A 16,531-nucleotide genomic window follows, 5' to 3' on the forward strand; every position below is an offset into this window, starting at 1 on the left:
ATTAGCCACAAGCGGCAAGCTACAAGCCGCTTTTGCTCAAAACTTGCGGCTTGCAGCTAGAAGCTTGCAGCTACGAACGGAGTGAGACTCATGCAACACGAAACCCATACCCACGGCATCAACATGTCCGCCCTGGGTCGCGACAAGCAGAGCTTGAGCCTGGAGCAGGAAACCGTGGCGATCGAAGTGCCCGGCCTGAGCCTGTTCTACGGCGAGAAGCAAGCGCTGTTCGATGTCAGCATGAACATTCCCAAGCAGCGCGTGACGGCCTTCATCGGCCCGTCCGGCTGCGGCAAGTCGACCCTGCTGCGCACCTTCAACCGCATGAACGACCTGGTGGACGGTTGCCGCGTGGAAGGCGCCATCAACCTGTACGGCAACAACATCTACCGCAAGGGCGAGGACGTGGCCGAGCTGCGCCGCCGGGTGGGCATGGTGTTCCAGAAGCCCAACCCGTTCCCCAAGACCATCTACGAGAACGTGGTCTATGGCCTGCGCATCCAGGGCATCAACAAGAAGCGCGTGCTCGACGAAGCCGTGGAGTGGGCGCTCAAGGGCGCGGCGCTGTGGGATGAGGTCAAGGACCGCCTGCACGACTCGGCCCTGGGCCTGTCCGGTGGCCAGCAGCAGCGCCTGGTGATCGCCCGCACCATCGCCGTGGAACCGGAAGTGCTGCTGCTGGACGAACCCTGCTCGGCCCTGGACCCGATCTCGACCCTGAAGGTCGAGGAACTGATCTACGAGCTCAAGTCCAAGTTCACCATCGTCATCGTGACCCACAACATGCAACAGGCGGCGCGGGTCTCGGACTACACCGCGTTCATGTACATGGGCAAACTGGTGGAGTTTGGCGACACCGACACCCTGTTCACCAACCCGGCCAAGAAGCAGACCGAAGACTACATCACCGGACGTTATGGCTAGGAGCAGCTGCAAGCCGCAAGCTACAAGCGGCAAGACAGAAGCGGTAGGCGATATCCGGATCAATATTTAACTGCTTGAAGCTTGCGGCTTGAAGCTTGCAACTTTCGCGGAGCGAACACGATGATTTCGAAGGAAGGCTTGACCCACCACATCTCCCAGCAGTTCAACGCCGAGCTCGAGGAAGTGCGCAGCCACCTGCTGGCCATGGGCGGGCTGGTGGAGAAGCAAGTCAATGACGCCGTCACCGCGCTGATCGAGGCCGACTCCGGGCTGGCCCAGCAGGTGCGCGAGATCGACGAGCAGATCAACCAGATGGAGCGCAACATCGACGAGGAGTGCCTGCGCATCCTCGCCCGGCGCCAGCCTGCGGCTTCCGACCTGCGCCTGATCATCAGCATCTCCAAGTCGGTGATCGACCTGGAGCGCATCGGCGACGAAGCCACCAAGATCGCCCGCCGGGCCATCCAGCTGTGCGAGGAGGGCGAGGCCCCGCGTGGCTACGTCGAGGTGCGGCATATCGGCGACCAGGTCCGCAACATGGTGCGTGACGCGCTGGACGCCTTTGCCCGGTTCGATGCCGAGCTGGCCCTGTCGGTGGCCCAGTACGACAAGATCATCGACCGCGAGTACAAGACCGCGCTGCGCGAGCTGGCCACCTACATGATGGAAGATCCGCGCTCTATCTCGCGGGTTTTGAGCATCATCTGGGTATTGCGCTCGCTGGAACGTATCGGCGACCACGCGCGCAACATCTCCGCGCTGGTGATCTACCTGGTGCGTGGCACCGATGTGCGCCACCTGGGCCTCAAGCGCATGAAGGAAGAAGTTGAAGGACCGGCTGGCGAATCCGCTAATGTTCCGGGTGAAGCTGACGATAATTAAGATTGCCCGAGAAGAGCGCCCGGCCTTTTGACCGGGCGTTTTTGTTTACGGCCCTTGAATTCGAAAAGCAGCACCCGCGAACGAAAAGTCCCGGCGTGACTGAAGAGTTTTGGCAAAGTGCCATCAGCCAGCGTTATGCTTGCCGGGATTTTTAGAGGGGTGGTCGATGAGTAAGGTAAGTGTGTTGGTGGTGGACGACGCGTCGTTCATTCGTGACCTGGTGAAGAAGTGCCTGCGCAACTACTTCCCGGGCATCAAGATCGAAGACGCGGTCAACGGCAAGAAGGCCCAGGCGATGCTCGCCCGCGAAGCCTTCGACCTGGTCCTGTGCGATTGGGAAATGCCGGAAATGTCCGGCCTGGAACTGCTGACCTGGTGCCGTGGCCAGGAAGCGCTCAAGGCCATGCCGTTCGTCATGGTGACCAGCCGGGGCGACAAGGAAAACGTGGTGCAGGCGATCCAGGCCGGGGTTTCCGGTTATGTCAGCAAGCCCTTCACCAACGAACAGCTGCTGACCAAGGTCAAGCAGGCGCTGAACAAGGTCGGCAAGCTCGACACCCTGATGAACAGTGCGCCGACCAAGATGAACTCCGCCTTTGGCAACGATTCGCTGAGCGCCCTGACCGGTGGCAAGGCCGAGGTGGTCGCCCCGGCAGCCCGGCCAGCCGCTCCGGTAGCCGCTGCACCAGCCCCGGCTGCGGCGCCATCGCGTGGCCTGCTCAATAGCCCACCGGTCAAGGCACCTGCCGCCGCCGCTGCCGCCAGTGGCGGCCGTGGCCAGGGCCAATTGCGCTTGCCTGGCGGCACCCAGCCTTGCGTGATCAAGGCCCTGAGCATCAAGGAAGCGCTGTTAGTGGTCAAGCGCACCGAAAACCTGCCGCAGGTGCTGGACAGCGCGGTACTGGACCTGGAGCAGGGCGACAACGCCGAAGTGGCGCGGCTCAATGGCTACCTGCATGCGGTGGTGGCGCACGAACCGAAGCCCGACAGCGATTGGCTGCAGCTGACCTTCCGTTTCGTCGACCAGGATGCGCAGAAGCTGGACTACATCTCGCGCCTGATCGCCCGCGGCACCGCGCAGAAGCACTTCGTTCCAGGCGCGGGCTGATCCTCGCCGGTCGCTCGCTGCAGGGGCTCGCAAGCTCCTGCAGCGAAGCGCAAATCTGCTGAAAACACTTTCCCACGCCGAATTTCTGCCAGTCGCCCAGGCCGGCGGCTGCGTTATCCCCCGATCCCGCCAACAACCCGCACCTTCGGCTGTAACCCCCTGGCCACAGGGCTTGGCCGTTCTTCCCGCCACCTTCCACCGTACGTCTGATTAATTGTCCTGTACTTGCTTTATATCTATTTGGATATAAATTGCAGGAGGCGCTCTACCTGATTCACCTTTTGCAGCCATGCCTTGAAACAACCCCCGTGCGGCCAGCCCTGGCAGTCTTGATTAGCCTTGTTCCTGGTCACTGACAGGAGAAGTTCGATGCCCAGGCACAAGGATGTGGTGTTTGTCGGGAGCGCGCTGCGGGATCTCAGGGCATTCCCTGAAGATGCCCGTCGGGCTGCCGGGTTTCAGCTGGATCTGCTGCAGCAGGGCGAACAGCCCTACGATTGCAGGCCGGTGAAAGCCATCGGCCCGAGTGTCTTCGAAATCAGGATTCATGAAGATTCAGGGGCGTTTCGGGTGTTTTATGTGGTCAGGCGGCCTGCAGCCATCTATGTGCTGCACGCGGTGCGCAAGACCGCCCGCAAGACCGAAGCGCGGGATATCGAGCTGGCCCGTGCCAGATTTCAGCAAGCAGGTTCACGCCATGACTGACCAACAGATCAACCAGCGCTTTACCAGTGTCTGGGATGCCCTTGAAGCCACCCCCCAGGAGGCCGCCAACATGCGCCTGCGGGCCAAGCTGATGCTGGAACTGGGCAAGACCGTGCAGGCCTGGGGGGTGTCGCAGAAGGAGGCGGCCAAGCGCCTCAATATCACCCAGCCCCGGCTCAACGATGTGCTTAGCGGCAGGATCAACAAGTTCTCACTCGATGCGCTGGTCAACCTCTGCGAGGCCGCGCAGGTGGGGGTGGAGATCCGCCTCGGCGTGGGCGGCAGGGTCCCCCTGGCACCCGCCTGATTCATACAAGCTCCATATCAGGCTGCTAGCATGGTTTCTCCCCTGCCAAGAAACTGCTCAATGTTCGTACGCCTGCTGTTCCTCTGCGGCTTGTCCATGGTCGCCAGCTCGCTGGCGGCGATGACGGTCTACAAGTCCGTCGATGCCGACGGGGTGGTGTCCTACAGCGACCGACCCTCGCCGGGAGCGCAGGCGTTCGTGTTCCGCGATCGCATGGAGGAACACCTGGAGCGCCAGGTGCGGCTGGATATCCAGAAGCACAGGGGCGTGGATGCACTGTACGTGCGCAACGACCTGCATGGGCCGGTGGAGGTGGAGTTGGGGTTCGCCAGCCTGCACAACGTCAGCGGCGCGCCGGCGCAACCGATCCGCCGGGTGCTGCCGGCCCGCAGCAGGCAGCGCCTGGCGCTCTTGACGGCGATCCGGGCCGACCAGCCCTTGAGCTATGTTCCGAGGTTTCGTTACTCCCTGGGCGACCCGGGGGGAGCCGTGCAGGCCTACCGCTACCCCTTGCCCTGGCGGGGCGGGCCGTTTCGCCTGACGCAGGGCGCCAACGGCCAGTACAGCCATTCCAGCCCCAAGAGCCGTTATGCGATGGACATCGCCATGCCGGTGGGCACGCCGATCATCGCGGCCCGAGGCGGAATGGTGGTCAAGACCGAGAACGCCCAGAACGGTCGGGGCGACAACCCGGCCGGCAATTTCGTCCGGGTGCTGCACGACGACGGCACCATGGGCGTGTACCTGCATCTCAAGCAAGGGTCGGTGAGCGTGCGCGAGGGCCAGCGGGTGGCGGTGGGCAGCCCGTTGGGGCTGTCGGGCAATACCGGCAACAGCAGCGGGCCGCACCTGCACTTCGTGGTGCAGCGCAATACCGGGTTGGGGCTGGTGTCGATTCCCTATCAGTTCGACCAACCCCTGGGGGGCTTGCCGAACTTCGCCCTGGGCAACAAATAGGGCAGGCAATGGCCGGCCGGCTCGCACGGGAGCCGGCGGCCGGTGCGGGCTCGATCAGTCGAGCATCAGGACCTTGGCCAGGATGATCTTCGGCCCCTTCATCTTCTTGATGATGATGCGCAGGCCTTCGACTTCCAGCACTTCTTCCTCTTCAGGCACCCGTTTCAGGGTCTCGTATACCAGGCCCGCGAGGGTTTCGGCCTCGATATGGTCCAGGTCGATGCCCAGCAGGCGCTCGACCTTGAACAGCGGGGTGTCGCCGCGTACCAGCAGCTTGCCCGGCTGGTAGGCGAGGATGCCGCGTTCGGTCTTGCGGTGTTCGTCCTGGATGTCACCGACCAGCACTTCCAGCACGTCTTCCATGGTCAGGTAGCCGATCACCTTGCCGTCGGCTTCCTCCACCAGGGCGAAGTGCGAGCCGCCCTTGCGGAACTGCTCCAGCAACTGGGACAACGGCATGTGCCGCGATACCCGCTCCAGCGGGCGGGTCAGCTCGGCCAGGTTGAACGACGCCGGGATATGGTCCAGCGCCGCCAGTTCCAGCAGCAGGTCCTTGATGTGCAGCAGGCCGACGAACTCGTTGCGCTCGCTGTCGTAGACCGGGTAGCGGCTGAACTTGTGGCGGCGGAACAGCGCCAGGACTTCCTTGAGCGGCGCCGTGGACTCGACGCTGATCAGGTCTTCCCGGGAGTTGGCCCAGTCCACCACTTCCAGCTCGCCCATCTCCACCGCCGAGGCCAGTACCCGCATGCCTTGGTCGCTGGGGTCCTGGCCACGGCTGGAGTGCAGGATCAGCTTGAGCTCTTCACGGCTGTAGTGGTGCTCGTGGTGCGGGCCGGGCTCGCCTTGGCCGGCGATGCGCAAGATGGTGTTGGCGCTCGCGTTGAGCAGGTAGATGGCCGGGTACATCAGCCAGTAGAACAGGTACAGCGGTACCGCCGTCCACAGAGACAGCAGCTCTGGCTTGCGGATCGCCCAGGACTTGGGCGCCAGTTCGCCGACCACGATGTGCAGGTAGGAAATGATGAAGAACGCGGTGAAGAAGGATACGCCGCGGATCACTTCCGCAGAGTTGACGCCGACGGCGCCCAGCAGGGGTTCCAGCAGGTGGGCGAAGGCCGGTTCGCCGACCCAGCCCAGGCCCAGGGAGGCCAGGGTGATGCCCAGTTGGCAGGCCGACAGGTAGGCGTCCAACTGGCTGTGTACGGTACGCAGGATCTGCCCGCGCCAGCCGTTCTTGTGGGCGATGGCCTCGACCCGGGTCGAGCGCAGCTTGACCATGGCGAACTCGGCGGCCACGAAGAAGCCGTTGAGCAGGACCAGGAGCAGAGCGAAGACAATCATGCCGAAGTCGGCGAACAGAGACGCGAAGGTAAAACCAGGGGAAGGGTCCATGATGGGGTTTTGCGGATTCCATGTATTCGAAAAGAGGGTGACACGGTACCTGGACGGCAGGCACAAGCTACGCAATGTAGCGGCTGACAGGGCGGTTGCCTAGGGGCAGGCCGCTGTCAACGCTGGTCGGTAAGGCTGGCGATGCGGTTTTTCTTCACCTGGGCCGGGGCGAAGTGGCAGGTGAAGGTGCTGCCATGGCCCGGCACGCTGCTGATTTCCAGGCGGGCGCGATGGCGCAGCAGCACATGCTTGACGATGGCCAGGCCCAGGCCGGTGCCGCCGGTATTGGAGTTGCGGCTGGAGTCGACCCGGTAGAAGCGTTCGGTCAGGCGCGGCAGGTGCTTGCTGTCGATGCCTATCCCGGAATCCTGCACGCTCAGGTGCGCACCCTGTTCGTCGCCCCACCAGCGGATGCGGATGTTGCCTTCGGCCGGGGTGTACTTCACCGCGTTGAACACCAGGTTGGAGAAGGCGCTGCGCAGTTCGGCCTCGCTGCCCTTGAGCAGTACCGAGGCGTCGGCTTCCAGGGTGATGTGCTGGTTGCGTTCGCCGGACAGCGCCTGGGCGTCGCTCTTGATCGATTGCAGCAGCGCGTCGATGGGCACCGGATGGTTGTCCGAGGGGTAGTCGGTGGCCTCCAGCTTGGCCAGCAACAGCAGGTCGTTGAGCAGGGTCTGCATGCGCCCGCCTTGCTGCTGCATCTGCTGCAGGGCGCGGTTCCAGCGTGGATTCACCTCGTCGACGTTGTCCAGCAGGGTCTCCAGGTAGCCGCAGATCACCGTCAGCGGCGTGCGCAGCTCGTGGGACACGTTGGCGATGAAATCCTTGCGCATCTGTTCCAGTTGGTGGATGCGCGTCACGTCGCGCACCAGCATCAGGTGCTCGTTGTTGCCGTAGCGGGTGATGTACAGCTGGATGCGCACGCGGTCGCTGGCCGGGGAGGGGATCTCCAGCGGCTCGGCGTAGTTGTCCTGCTCGAAGTATTCCTTGAAGCGCGGATGACGCACCAGGTTGGTCACCGGCTGGCCGCTGTCCTGGGGCGTCTTGAGGCCCAGCAGGGTCTCGGCGGCACGGTTCCACCATTCCAGGTTGCCGTCGCTGTCGAGCATGATCACCGCGTCCTTGAGCGCCGCGGTGGACTCCTGGACGCGGTCGATCACCGCTTGCAGGCGCCCCCGGACCCGCTGGTCGCGGCGTTGCAGGTGGTAGATGCTGTCGAACACCTCGCCCCACAGGCCGTAGCCGTCGGGTGGTGCTTCGTCGGGCTGGTGCAGTCGCAGCCATTCGTGCAGGCGCAACAGCTGCTTGAGGGTCCAGGCCAGGTAGATCCCCAGGCCGGCGGCCAGGCTCCAGCCATAGTAGCCGCTGGCCAGCCCCACCAGCAGGCAGCCGGTGAGCAACAGCAACATGTGGCGAATCAGGGTGCCATGCCAGTTTTGATTCACAATCGGTCCTTCGGACGGTGAAAAGTTTCAAGCTGCAAGCTTCAAGTCAAAGCAGATGGGTTCCTACTTGCCGCTGGCAGCTTGCAACTGCTTTCAACCTTTGGTTGAAAAGCGATACCCGGTGCCGCGCACGGTTTGTACCAGATTTTCGTAGGCATCCCCCAGTGCCTTGCGCAGCCGGCGGATATGCACGTCCACGGTGCGCTCCTCGACGTACACGTTGCCGCCCCAGACCTGGTCCAGCAGCTGGCCACGAGTGTAGGCGCGTTCCTGGTGGGTCATGAAGAACTGCAGCAGGCGGTATTCGGTGGGGCCCATTTCCGCCGCCTTGCCGTCGATGGTCACCCGGTGGCTGATGGGGTCCAGCAGCAGGCCGCCGACTTCGATGGGGGCCTCGCCGTCGGAGGGGCCGGCGCGGCGCAGCACGGCCTTGAGCCGGGCCACCAGTTCGCGTGGGGAGAACGGCTTGGTGATGTAGTCGTCGGCGCCGACCTCCAGGCCCTGGATCTTGTTGTCCTCTTCGCCCTTGGCGGTGAGCATGATGATCGGGATGTCGCCGGTCAGCTCGTCACGCTTGAGGCGGCGCGCCAGCTCGATGCCGGAGGTTCCGGGGAGCATCCAGTCCAGCAGGATCAGGTCCGGCTTGCGGTCGACGATGATGGCATGCGCCTGCTGGGAGTTCTCTGCCTCCATGCAGTCATAGCCGGCCATTTCCAACGCAACGGCGATCATCTCGCGGATGGGCGCTTCGTCGTCAACGATCAGAATGCTTCTGCCAACCATGCTTGAACCTCTTGTCATTCAACTGTCTTGCGCCGCATTAGATAACGGAATTATTGCAGTCGTGTGACAGTATTTCAGGTCGCGGAGCGAGGTGCAGCTTCCTCGACTAAGCTTGGGGTCCGATTCCTGACAACCACAAAAGAAGGTTTCCATGACTGTGTTCAAGCACTCCCTGAAAGTCCTGCTGGTGGGCGCCGCCCTGGCCCTGCCGACCCTGGCCCTGGCCGCCGAGCCGGCGATGAGCAAGGACGGCATGCTGGTGGATCACAAGGGCATGACCCTCTACACCTTCGCCAAGGATGGCGATGGCAAGTCCATGTGCAACGACAAGTGCGCCGCCAACTGGCCGCCGCTGATGGCCGAGGCTGGCGACAAGGCCGAAGGCAAGTGGACGGTGATCAAGCGTGACGACGGCAAGATGCAGTGGGCCTATGACGGCAAGCCGCTGTACGGCTTCGTGATGGACAAGCAGGCCGGCGACATGACCGGCGACGGCAAGATGGACGGTGCCTGGAAGGTCGCCAAGCAGTAATCCCACCTATGGCGGCTACAAGTCCTGTAGCCGCTGCTGAGCCTGCGAAGCTGCACAAAGGCCCGCAGGGCCTTGCTTGGCAGTTCTATTAGATCCTCTGGCGGCCTCAAGCCCGCTGTGTCCCTTCAAACCCACGTCCGAACGCGGTCCGAGCCTTCGGCAGCGGCTGTACGGCCCTAGCGCAGGGCGTAGTCCAGCACCACGCCGATAAAGATCGCCATGCCCGCCCAGTGGTTGTGCAAGAAGGCCTTGAAGCATTTCATCCGGTCGCGATCCCGGGTGTACCAGAATTCCCAGGCGAAGCACGCCGCCGCCACCGCCAGGCCCAGGTGGAACCAGCCCCCCAGGTCGAACCGCGCGCCCGCCAGCAGCAGGCAGGCCAGGGACAGGCCCTGCAGGGTAAGGATGATCACCCGATCGGCCTCGGCGAACAGGATCGCCGTGGATTTCACGCCGATCTTCAGGTCGTCGTCGCGGTCGGTCATGGCGTAGTAGGTGTCGTAGCCCACCGTCCACAGCAGGTTGGCGATGTACAGCAGCCACGCCGTGGCCGGCAGCTGGCCGTCCTGGGCGGTGAAGGTCATCAGGATGCCCCAGGAATAAGCTGCCCCCAGCACCACCTGCGGGTAATAGGTGTAGCGCTTCATGAAGGGGTAGCAGGCGGCCAGGGCCAGGGCGCCGAACGACAACCAGACGGTGGTGGCGTTGGTGCACAGCACCAGCAGGAAGGCCGTACCCATGAGCACCGCGAACAACACCAGGGCCTCCTTGGCGCTGACCTTGCCGGTGGCCAGCGGACGCTGGTCGGTGCGCTTGACCTGGCCGTCGACCTTGCGGTCGGCGAAGTCGTTGATCGCGCAACCGCCGGCCCGGGTCAGGACCACGCCGAGGCCGAAGATCAGCACATGGCCCAGGGATGGCGCGCCCTTGGCCGCGATCCACAGGGCGCTGAGGGTCGGCCACAGCAGCAGGTAGATGCCGATGGGCTTGTCCATGCGGGTCAGTTGCAGGAAGTCCCAGGTCCGCGGGTGCAGGCGGTTCAAGGATTGGAGCAGGCGCAGGTACATCAGCAAGCCTCCGATTGGGTCTCTATGGCGTGCCACAGCCCGGGCAGGAAGACCTCGGCCACCAACAGGCTAAGAGGCCCGCGATCGAAGCGCGAGCGCCGGCCCCACAGGTCGCCGGCAGCGACCTGGGCGGGCAGCCACGGCTGGGGATAGCGGCAGACTTCGATGGGCTGGCGGGTGAAGGCTTCGTCGCAGAACAGCAACTCGCCCAGGGACCGGCTGCCCAGTTCGTCGATGTTCAGCCCGCCGTCTTCGAGGGCGCTGCGGGCGGCCACGCTGCGGGCGAATACCCAGGCCTCGCCATGCCCGCGCAGGTACACCTCGCGGACCCAGCCCTGGCTGTGCTCGGGCAGGCCCAGGGCCGTGCACTCGTCGCTGCGCAGGGTTTGCCATTGTTCCACCAGCGGCGTGACGCTGAAGCCATTGTTGGACAGGCGGGTCAGGCGTCGGGTCAGCGATCCTTCGTCGAACAGCCAGTTGGCGACCAGTGCGCCGGGAACAGGGGACAGACGGCTTTGCACCAGCCAGGTCGGGGCCGGCGCGGGGGGCATTGAGTGCGGCACGGTGGTTCGTTATTGGCAGCAAATGAGGCGGCGAGCTTAGCACGGCCACCGGTGGTTTTGATTGACCGGGGACGCCAGGCGGCACGAACGTGCTTGCATCTGCCGGTAGCGACCAGTAAAAAACCCCAGTGCCGGAAGCTGATCAGCGTGGGGACCTCCCAGAGTCGACCCATCGACCGCCCCGCCGGCAAAGCCTGAATGCTCGAGGATATGCATCGATGAAGAAGTGGCAGTGTGTGGTCTGTGGCCTGATCTACAACGAAGCGGAAGGTTGGCCGGACGACGGTATCGCGCCGGGCACCCGTTGGGAGGACGTGCCTGAAGACTGGCTCTGCCCGGACTGTGGCGTGGGCAAGACCGACTTCGAAATGATCGAGATCGCTTGATCGACTTTTGCAGACAATGACCAATAACAAGGAGCAAGGAATGAGCGCACCGGTAGTGATCGTAGGGACGGGCCTGGCGGGGTACAACCTGGCGCGGGAATTTCGCAAGCTCGACGGCGACACGCCGTTGCTGCTGATCACCGCCGATGATGGTCGTTCCTACTCCAAGCCGATGCTCTCCACCGGCTTCGGCAAGAACAAGGATGCCGATGGCCTGAGCATGGCCGAGCCCGGCGCCATGGCCGAGCAGCTCAAGGCCGAGGTGCGCACCCATACCCGGATCAGCGGCATCGACCCGGGCCACAAGCGCCTGTGGATCGGCGAGGAGGCGGTGGCCTATCGCGACCTGGTCCTGGCCTGGGGCGCCGAGACCGTGCGGGTGCCGGTGCAGGGCGATGCCGGCGAGCTGATCTTCCCGATCAACGACCTGGAGGACTATGCGCGCTTTCGTGCCGCCGCGGCCGGCAAGCGCCGGGTGCTGCTGCTGGGGGCCGGCCTGATCGGTTGCGAGTTCGCCAACGACCTGATCGTCGGTGGCTACGAGGTGGACCTGGTGGCGCCTTGCGAACAGGTCATGCCAACCCTGCTGCCTCCGGCCGCGGCTGCTGCGGTCCAGGCCGGCCTGGAAAGCCTGGGCGCGCGCTTCCACCTGGGCCCGGTGCTCAACCGCCTGCAACGCAATGCCGACGGCCTGGAGGCCCATCTGTCCGATGGCCAGGTGATCATCTGCGACCTGGTGGTTTCGGCCATCGGCCTGCGTCCGCGGATCGACCTGGCCGCCGCTGCCGGGCTGATGGTCAATCGCGGCGTGGTGGTGGACCGCGAGCTCAAGACGTCCCACTCCAATATCTATGCGCTGGGCGACTGTGCCGAGGTCGATGGCCTGAACCTGCTGTACGTGTTGCCGCTGATGAGCTGCGCCCGGGCCCTGGCGCAGACCCTGGCCGGCAACCCGACGGCGGTCAGCTATGGCCCGATGCCGATCACCGTCAAGACTCCGGTCTGCCCGCTGGTGGTATCGCCACCCCCCCGGGGCATGGAAGGCGTCTGGACCGCCGAGGGGCAGGGCGCCGATGTTCGGGCCTTGTGCCGCGACGCCAGCGGCCAGTTGCTGGGTTACGCCCTGACCGGGGCCGCGGTGATGGAAAAACTGGCCCTGAACAAGGAGCTTCCGGCGCTGCTGGCCTGAATACCGGTCGTTCTGTCGGAATAACCGGGTTTTTGCCCTCACAAAGGTCGCCGGGAGACTGGCGCCACTCTCCAGCGCGTGCCATCCTCACTCCCGTCTGCCGCAGCGTAGAGCCTGCGGCGCCTTGGGGCTGTTCCCGTGAACAGCACGGACATAACAACAAAAAACCGTCAAAGAGGCTTCACACTATGCGTAAACCAGAACTCGCCGCAGCCATTGCTGAAAAAGCGGACCTGACCAAAGATCAAGCCAACCGCGTGCTCAACGCCATCCTCGAGGAAATCACCGGGGCCCTGCACCGCAAAGACAGCGTCACCCTGGTCGGTTTTGGCACCTTCCTGCAACGCCACCGTGGCGCCCGCACTGGCAAGAACCCGCAGACCGGCGAGCCGGTGAAGATCAAGGCCAGCAACACCGTGGCATTCAAGCCTGGCAAATCGCTGAAGGACAGCGTCAATCCATAAACATTGGGTGCTCTCGCCAGCGGGGGCGCACAGGGGGGAAATAGGCATGCCGAGCGCATCGGGTGCCTATTTTTTTTGCCTGTCGCAAGCCCGGGCCTGGCTTGCGAAGGCCTGTGGGCGTGGCTAGGATGCCCGCCTGTTTGTGTCGCGACCCAAGGCCAAGGATGACCCGCCCGATCAACCATTGCGCGCTATCGACCGCCCTGCTTGGTGGTCTGTTCGTCCCGGCCTGCGTCGCCGGTTTCCTGGCCCTGGCCCTGCCCTCGGCTCTGGCCGGCAGCCAGCCGCGCCTGGAGCAGGTAGGCTACCGCGAGGCCCTCGGCTGGTTTCACAGCCAGCAGTACGACGATCCCGGTTCCTGGATCTGCGGTTATTCCCTGGCTCGCGAGGACTACAGCGTGGCGCCCAAGGCCCCACGCTTGTTGGTGGAGGTAGCGCAGCGTTTTCTCTACCTCAAGACCGGCGGCCAGTTGCTGGAGCTCACGGGCGCGGCGCAAAGCCCGGAACGTAGCGAGTACCAGAATCTGGGCGCGGGCATCCGGATCACCCTGGACATTCTCAAGCGCAACAATTTCAGCGAGTACCAGGAGTCCCACGATCGCCAGGTGCTGGCACGCATCGAAATCAACGATCAGGTCCAGACCCTGACCCTCAAGGGGCAATCATGCGGCACCTGAACCTGGCCGGCCTTGGCCTGCTGATCGCTTGCAGCGTTTTTTCCGTCCAGGCCGATGAGTCGGCTCCGGCCAGGGCTGCTACGGCTACCTCACCGAGATGGTGCGTAGCAGTGATTAGCCCTACCGTGACTTCACCACCCCGGACAAGCTCAAGCTGCTGGTCGATCGGGATGATGGCCAGCAGTTGAGCCTGCAGCTGTTCCATGAAGCCTCCGGTAGCGGGATCATCGGCTGGGTCCGTTATGACGTGGCGCGACAAGCCTTGTGGAACGTCGCCATCGATCCCGAGGAACCTCGAGCCCTGGCGTTCGATCGGCGCTTGGCCAAGGCCTATGCATCCTGCCTGGATGCGCGCTGAGCCCTGGCCGGGCATGGGCACGGAAGATGAAGCGTCCGCTCAAAGTTGCCGACGGGTTCCTTGATTGTTACCGGGCATTGCTTGAAGATTTGCCGCAGAACGACCCTCCCTTTTCAGCATGGAACGCCAGCCCTTGTCCTCTTACCGTCTTCAAGAAGCCGACCTGAATATCCCTGACTCCTGGCAGGACCAGAGCATCAATATCTTCAAGCTGCCTGCCGTCGGGGGTGCCCAGGAAGCCAGCTTCGTCATCAGCCGCGATCCCAGCCAGGGCGACGCCTCCTTCAGCGACTACGTGGCCCGGCAGCTGGACAGTGCCGAACAGCAACTGCCAGGCTTCAGCCTGATCAAGCGCTGGGACTTCGACATGCACGGCCACGCCGCCGTGCTGCTGGACTACAGCTGGAAGCGTGAAGGCCGCGAGCTGATGCTGCGCCAGGTGTTCATCGAGCGTAAGCCGGCGGTACTGATCACTACCCTGACCACCACGGTCAACGATATGCCCCATCACGAGCCCGCCTGGAAGCAGGCCATGCAGAGCCTCAAGCCGCAGCCGTCGGTGACCTGACTGCAAAGGTTGCGGAGTACGCGCTGAATAGCCTGGCAGCCACGCTCCCGCGGAGGGAGTCGGCCAGGCTCCAGTGAGTGGCCAGCGAGGCCTTGACCGGCGCCAGAGCTCTTGAGTTCGACTTGAATGGGACGATTTTCAGCTTCCAGGGAGCAATATGAAGTTCAGCGCTCTGTTCGTCAGCCGTGAGGAGCTGTTCTCGATGGGCGTCGAAGAAATTTCCGGTCAGTACTACCTCTCCTTCCCGGTCAGCAGCGGCGTGGTCGATTACGAGGAGTACTACGCCATCGACCGGGCGACTTTCGAGTTGTTCGAGAGGGATATGCAGGCCGCGCTGGAGTTCGTCACCCGCGCCCGGAAGCAGGAGCTGGACCAGTTGCTGATCATCAAGCCGGGCAAGAAGCGCGGTACGGCGATCTGACCCGGCATCTGCCGGGCTTCAGGCATTGTTGCGGTAGGGTACGAAACGTCGTTCGGCGCTGTAGAGCCCCAGCCCCTTGTCGCCCTTGAAACCCGCGTCGATCAGGCTGTCGGCCAGGGCCGCGCTGATCAGCAGATCCCCGGACTCCGGCTCCCGGGCGATCTGGCCCATTTGCGGGGCGGCTTGAAGAAACCAGGTCTTGTTGAAGTAGAGCAGGGTGCCGTCGTCGTCCCGCTCCGCTTCGGAGCGCGTGTGGTCTACGGCATTGACGAGCTTGATGGCATTGACGATGTAGTATGGCTGGCTGACTTCCTGGGCGTCGGCAATGAGGCTCAGGGGCTGGATCAACTGGATATCGGCTCCCGCATGCTGGGTGAGAAAGTCCGCCAGCCGAGCTGAAACCAGGGGAACGGCCCCCAACAGCCACAGGCAATCGTGCTCCAGCAGTTTCTTCGCCTTGCACTGGAAAAACACCGGCGGCTTGTCCATGGCCTCTGGGTACGGCTGCCCGGCGAGCAGGGCCAGGTAGTCGAAGCTCGACCCAGGGGTTTCATAGGCGCCGCTATCGACGTCGTAGGAGCCGATCAGTTTCGGGTTGTATTGGATCGGTGGTTTCCAGCTCAAGATCATCTTCTGTTCCTAATCGTAATAGGCTCCCGGCCGGGCGTTCTTGTTCAGTTGTCGCTGGCCTGAGCGCAGCAGTTGGCGCTCGTCGGAGACAATTTTGTCCAGGGCCTTGCGGTATTGGGTCTGGTTCCAGTTATTGCGTTTGCCGACCTGTTCCACCTGAGTCATCTTCGCCGCCAGGTTGTCGCTGACCCGGCCGGCATGACGACCTTCGTGGATCGACCGGCGAGGGTCCTTCGCCGCGGTCTTCTTGTTCGGCAGGAAGATTTTATTCCTTCGGCTTTGCAGATCGTACCCGGCCAGCTTGAGCAACGGGTGATTCTTGGTGGCAGGGTGCTTGTCACTCAGGATGTGGTGGTCCTGATAGCCCTGTTTCTTGAGGCTCTTGATCCGGCGGTTGATCGATGAGGCGCAGCTCCAGCCCAGGGGATCGATCCAGCCAAAGGGGTTGGGGGCATAGAGGTAGAGGTTGAGGCCCCCGGCCAGGGAGATCGGGTCCGGCGTGGTGAAGCGTCCCACGTCCGGGTCGTAGAAGCGGAAGGTGTTGTAGTGCAGGCCGGTTTCCCGATCCAGGTATTGCCCCTGGAACCGCAGGTTCTGCTCTTCGATGTAATAGGGTTCACGCACTTCTTCAAGGGTGTTGCCCCAGACCCGATAACGGGCCTGCCAGATGCAGTGGCCATCGGCTTCGGTCAGTTGCTCCGGCATCCCGCTCAAGTCGTTGTGGTAGTAGCGGAGCTTCTGCCGGGCACCCAGGCCATCGACCCGTGCCAGGGGCTCGTCACTGTCCGGGACATAGATGTACAGGCTGTCATGGCGGCTGTTGTGTTCTTGCAGCAGCTGCATGCCATCCCAGGTGAAGCGGGTTTCATCCAGCAGTTGGCCCTGGCTGTCGCAGAGGCTCTTGGCGATCCGCCGGCCGAACGGGTCGTAGCGCATGCGCACCAGGGTATCGCCGGCGCCGTTCTGGTTGCGCACTTCGATCAGGCGATGTTCGGCGTCATAAGTGAAATGCTGTACACCCCGGCTGCCGCTGCGTTTTTCGATCAGCCGACCGAAGCCGTCGTAGCGGTAGCGTTTGTCCTGGAAGGTCAGCGGCTTGTTGTGCTGCACCCGCCCGCCCGCAACCTGCGGCCCGTCGAGCAGATTGGCCGCGGCGTCGTAGCTGAAGGT

At 63.5% G+C, this 16,531-nt stretch carries 21 protein-coding genes; 14 read left to right on the forward strand and 7 right to left on the reverse strand.

The features are described from left to right. The first annotated feature begins 90 nt into the window (after positions 1–90). The 6 genes from pstB to ACK6AU_RS21815 all read left to right on the forward strand — a co-directional run bounded on the left by pstB (position 91) and on the right by ACK6AU_RS21815 (position 4,883). The gene (gene pstB / locus ACK6AU_RS21790; protein WP_016964959.1) at positions 91–924 is read left to right on the forward strand and encodes a phosphate ABC transporter ATP-binding protein PstB; all 834 of its coding nucleotides are present in this window, start codon (positions 91–93) and stop codon (positions 922–924) included. Positions 925–1,044: 120 nt separating this feature from the next. After that, the gene (phoU, locus tag ACK6AU_RS21795; protein ID WP_185696836.1) at positions 1,045–1,806 is read left to right on the forward strand and encodes a phosphate signaling complex protein PhoU; all 762 of its coding nucleotides are present in this window, start codon (positions 1,045–1,047) and stop codon (positions 1,804–1,806) included. Between the two features lie 166 nt (positions 1,807–1,972). After that, entirely contained in the window at positions 1,973–2,914 is a 942-nt protein-coding gene (locus tag ACK6AU_RS21800) for a response regulator (protein ID WP_185696837.1), read from the forward strand. 369 nt (positions 2,915–3,283) lie between these two features. Beyond that, complete coding sequence (locus ACK6AU_RS21805; protein ID WP_409301325.1) at positions 3,284–3,619, forward strand: type II toxin-antitoxin system RelE/ParE family toxin; 336 nt, start codon at positions 3,284–3,286, stop codon at positions 3,617–3,619. Further along, on the forward strand, positions 3,612–3,926 hold the full coding sequence (locus ACK6AU_RS21810) for a helix-turn-helix domain-containing protein (protein ID WP_185696839.1): 315 nt from the start codon (positions 3,612–3,614) through the stop codon (positions 3,924–3,926). The genes ACK6AU_RS21805 and ACK6AU_RS21810 overlap by 8 nt, the downstream gene beginning before the upstream one ends. A 60-nt stretch (positions 3,927–3,986) precedes the next feature. Further along, positions 3,987–4,883, forward strand: a complete 897-nt coding sequence (locus tag ACK6AU_RS21815; RefSeq protein ID WP_185696840.1) for a peptidoglycan DD-metalloendopeptidase family protein — start codon at positions 3,987–3,989, stop codon at positions 4,881–4,883. Between the two features lie 54 nt (positions 4,884–4,937). On the opposite strand, the gene ACK6AU_RS21820 is transcribed toward ACK6AU_RS21815, so the two are convergent. The 3 genes from ACK6AU_RS21820 to phoB all read right to left on the reverse strand — a co-directional run bounded on the left by ACK6AU_RS21820 (position 4,938) and on the right by phoB (position 8,506). Further along, positions 4,938–6,278, reverse strand: coding sequence for a hemolysin family protein (locus ACK6AU_RS21820; RefSeq protein ID WP_185696841.1), 1,341 nt, complete (start codon positions 6,276–6,278; stop codon positions 4,938–4,940). Between the two features lie 116 nt (positions 6,279–6,394). Next, positions 6,395–7,687 carry a phosphate regulon sensor histidine kinase PhoR gene (gene phoR, locus ACK6AU_RS21825; protein WP_221775082.1) on the reverse strand — a complete coding sequence of 431 codons (1,293 nt, stop codon included), beginning with the start codon at positions 7,685–7,687 and terminating at the stop codon, positions 6,395–6,397. 129 nt (positions 7,688–7,816) lie between these two features. Continuing rightward, positions 7,817–8,506, reverse strand: a complete 690-nt coding sequence (gene phoB / locus ACK6AU_RS21830) for a phosphate regulon transcriptional regulator PhoB (protein ID WP_185696843.1) — start codon at positions 8,504–8,506, stop codon at positions 7,817–7,819. Positions 8,507–8,657: 151 nt separating this feature from the next. Between phoB and ACK6AU_RS21835 the strand changes: the two genes are divergently transcribed. Beyond that, positions 8,658–9,038 carry a hypothetical protein gene (locus tag ACK6AU_RS21835; protein WP_185696844.1) on the forward strand — a complete coding sequence of 127 codons (381 nt, stop codon included), beginning with the start codon at positions 8,658–8,660 and terminating at the stop codon, positions 9,036–9,038. A 176-nt stretch (positions 9,039–9,214) separates the two neighbouring features. On the opposite strand, the gene ubiA is transcribed toward ACK6AU_RS21835, so the two are convergent. Together ubiA and ACK6AU_RS21845 are read right to left on the reverse strand one after the other, a co-directional pair. Beyond that, entirely contained in the window at positions 9,215–10,105 is an 891-nt protein-coding gene (gene ubiA / locus ACK6AU_RS21840; RefSeq protein ID WP_185696845.1) for a 4-hydroxybenzoate octaprenyltransferase, read from the reverse strand. Beyond that, positions 10,105–10,668, reverse strand: coding sequence for a chorismate lyase (locus ACK6AU_RS21845; RefSeq protein WP_185696846.1), 564 nt, complete (start codon positions 10,666–10,668; stop codon positions 10,105–10,107). Before ACK6AU_RS21845 ends, ubiA begins: the two co-directional genes overlap by 1 nt. Positions 10,669–10,886: 218 nt before the next feature. Here ACK6AU_RS21845 and ACK6AU_RS21850 point away from each other — a divergent pair, with 218 nt between their 5' ends. From ACK6AU_RS21850 to ACK6AU_RS21880, 7 genes are all read left to right on the forward strand, one after another. Then, positions 10,887–11,054, forward strand: a complete 168-nt coding sequence (locus ACK6AU_RS21850) for a rubredoxin (protein WP_185696847.1) — start codon at positions 10,887–10,889, stop codon at positions 11,052–11,054. A 40-nt stretch (positions 11,055–11,094) separates the two neighbouring features. Then, positions 11,095–12,243 carry an FAD-dependent oxidoreductase gene (locus tag ACK6AU_RS21855; protein ID WP_185696848.1) on the forward strand — a complete coding sequence of 383 codons (1,149 nt, stop codon included), beginning with the start codon at positions 11,095–11,097 and terminating at the stop codon, positions 12,241–12,243. Positions 12,244–12,431: 188 nt separating this feature from the next. After that, positions 12,432–12,707, forward strand: a complete 276-nt coding sequence (locus ACK6AU_RS21860; protein WP_185696849.1) for an HU family DNA-binding protein — start codon at positions 12,432–12,434, stop codon at positions 12,705–12,707. Between the two features lie 164 nt (positions 12,708–12,871). Then, positions 12,872–13,384 (forward strand): hypothetical protein, encoded by a 513-nt coding sequence (locus tag ACK6AU_RS21865; protein ID WP_409301331.1) that lies wholly within the window; start codon positions 12,872–12,874, stop codon positions 13,382–13,384. Between the two features lie 184 nt (positions 13,385–13,568). Further along, a complete protein-coding gene (locus ACK6AU_RS21870) occupies positions 13,569–13,742 on the forward strand; it encodes a hypothetical protein (protein WP_409301333.1) in 174 nt (57 codons plus the stop codon). A 133-nt stretch (positions 13,743–13,875) separates the two neighbouring features. Continuing rightward, the gene (locus ACK6AU_RS21875) at positions 13,876–14,310 is read left to right on the forward strand and encodes a DcrB-related protein (protein WP_185696850.1); all 435 of its coding nucleotides are present in this window, start codon (positions 13,876–13,878) and stop codon (positions 14,308–14,310) included. Between the two features lie 157 nt (positions 14,311–14,467). Continuing rightward, the gene (locus tag ACK6AU_RS21880; RefSeq protein ID WP_409301335.1) at positions 14,468–14,731 is read left to right on the forward strand and encodes a hypothetical protein; all 264 of its coding nucleotides are present in this window, start codon (positions 14,468–14,470) and stop codon (positions 14,729–14,731) included. Positions 14,732–14,749: 18 nt separating this feature from the next. On the opposite strand, the gene ACK6AU_RS21885 is transcribed toward ACK6AU_RS21880, so the two are convergent. Together ACK6AU_RS21885 and ACK6AU_RS21890 are read right to left on the reverse strand one after the other, a co-directional pair. Then, a complete protein-coding gene (locus ACK6AU_RS21885) occupies positions 14,750–15,361 on the reverse strand; it encodes an imm11 family protein (protein ID WP_185696852.1) in 612 nt (203 codons plus the stop codon). Positions 15,362–15,370: 9 nt separating this feature from the next. After that, positions 15,371–16,531 (reverse strand): RHS repeat-associated core domain-containing protein (locus ACK6AU_RS21890; RefSeq protein WP_409301337.1); only part of this gene is annotated, 1,161 nt, incomplete at its 5' end.

The organism is Pseudomonas sp. KCJK8993 (assembly GCF_046230915.1).
Taxonomy (GTDB): Bacteria; Pseudomonadota; Gammaproteobacteria; order Pseudomonadales; family Pseudomonadaceae; genus Aquipseudomonas; species Aquipseudomonas piscis.

Excerpts from the sequence above, each read along its gene's own strand:
- pstB (WP_016964959.1), top strand. The coding sequence starts at position 91 with ATGCAACACGAAACCCATACCCACGGCATCAACATGTCCGCCCTGGGT.
- phoU (WP_185696836.1), top strand. The coding sequence starts at position 1,045 with ATGATTTCGAAGGAAGGCTTGACCCACCACATCTCCCAGCAGTTCAAC.
- ACK6AU_RS21800 (WP_185696837.1), top strand. The coding sequence starts at position 1,973 with ATGAGTAAGGTAAGTGTGTTGGTGGTGGACGACGCGTCGTTCATTCGT.
- ACK6AU_RS21805 (WP_409301325.1), top strand. The coding sequence starts at position 3,284 with ATGCCCAGGCACAAGGATGTGGTGTTTGTCGGGAGCGCGCTGCGGGAT.
- ACK6AU_RS21810 (WP_185696839.1), top strand. The coding sequence starts at position 3,612 with ATGACTGACCAACAGATCAACCAGCGCTTTACCAGTGTCTGGGATGCC.
- ACK6AU_RS21815 (WP_185696840.1), top strand. The coding sequence starts at position 3,987 with ATGTTCGTACGCCTGCTGTTCCTCTGCGGCTTGTCCATGGTCGCCAGC.
- ACK6AU_RS21820 (WP_185696841.1), bottom strand. The coding sequence starts at position 6,278 with ATGGACCCTTCCCCTGGTTTTACCTTCGCGTCTCTGTTCGCCGACTTC.
- phoR (WP_221775082.1), bottom strand. The coding sequence starts at position 7,687 with ATGTTGCTGTTGCTCACCGGCTGCCTGCTGGTGGGGCTGGCCAGCGGC.
- phoB (WP_185696843.1), bottom strand. The coding sequence starts at position 8,506 with ATGGTTGGCAGAAGCATTCTGATCGTTGACGACGAAGCGCCCATCCGC.
- ACK6AU_RS21835 (WP_185696844.1), top strand. The coding sequence starts at position 8,658 with ATGACTGTGTTCAAGCACTCCCTGAAAGTCCTGCTGGTGGGCGCCGCC.
- ubiA (WP_185696845.1), bottom strand. The coding sequence starts at position 10,105 with ATGTACCTGCGCCTGCTCCAATCCTTGAACCGCCTGCACCCGCGGACC.
- ACK6AU_RS21850 (WP_185696847.1), top strand. The coding sequence starts at position 10,887 with ATGAAGAAGTGGCAGTGTGTGGTCTGTGGCCTGATCTACAACGAAGCG.
- ACK6AU_RS21855 (WP_185696848.1), top strand. The coding sequence starts at position 11,095 with ATGAGCGCACCGGTAGTGATCGTAGGGACGGGCCTGGCGGGGTACAAC.
- ACK6AU_RS21860 (WP_185696849.1), top strand. The coding sequence starts at position 12,432 with ATGCGTAAACCAGAACTCGCCGCAGCCATTGCTGAAAAAGCGGACCTG.
- ACK6AU_RS21865 (WP_409301331.1), top strand. The coding sequence starts at position 12,872 with ATGACCCGCCCGATCAACCATTGCGCGCTATCGACCGCCCTGCTTGGT.
- ACK6AU_RS21880 (WP_409301335.1), top strand. The coding sequence starts at position 14,468 with ATGAAGTTCAGCGCTCTGTTCGTCAGCCGTGAGGAGCTGTTCTCGATG.
- ACK6AU_RS21885 (WP_185696852.1), bottom strand. The coding sequence starts at position 15,361 with ATGATCTTGAGCTGGAAACCACCGATCCAATACAACCCGAAACTGATC.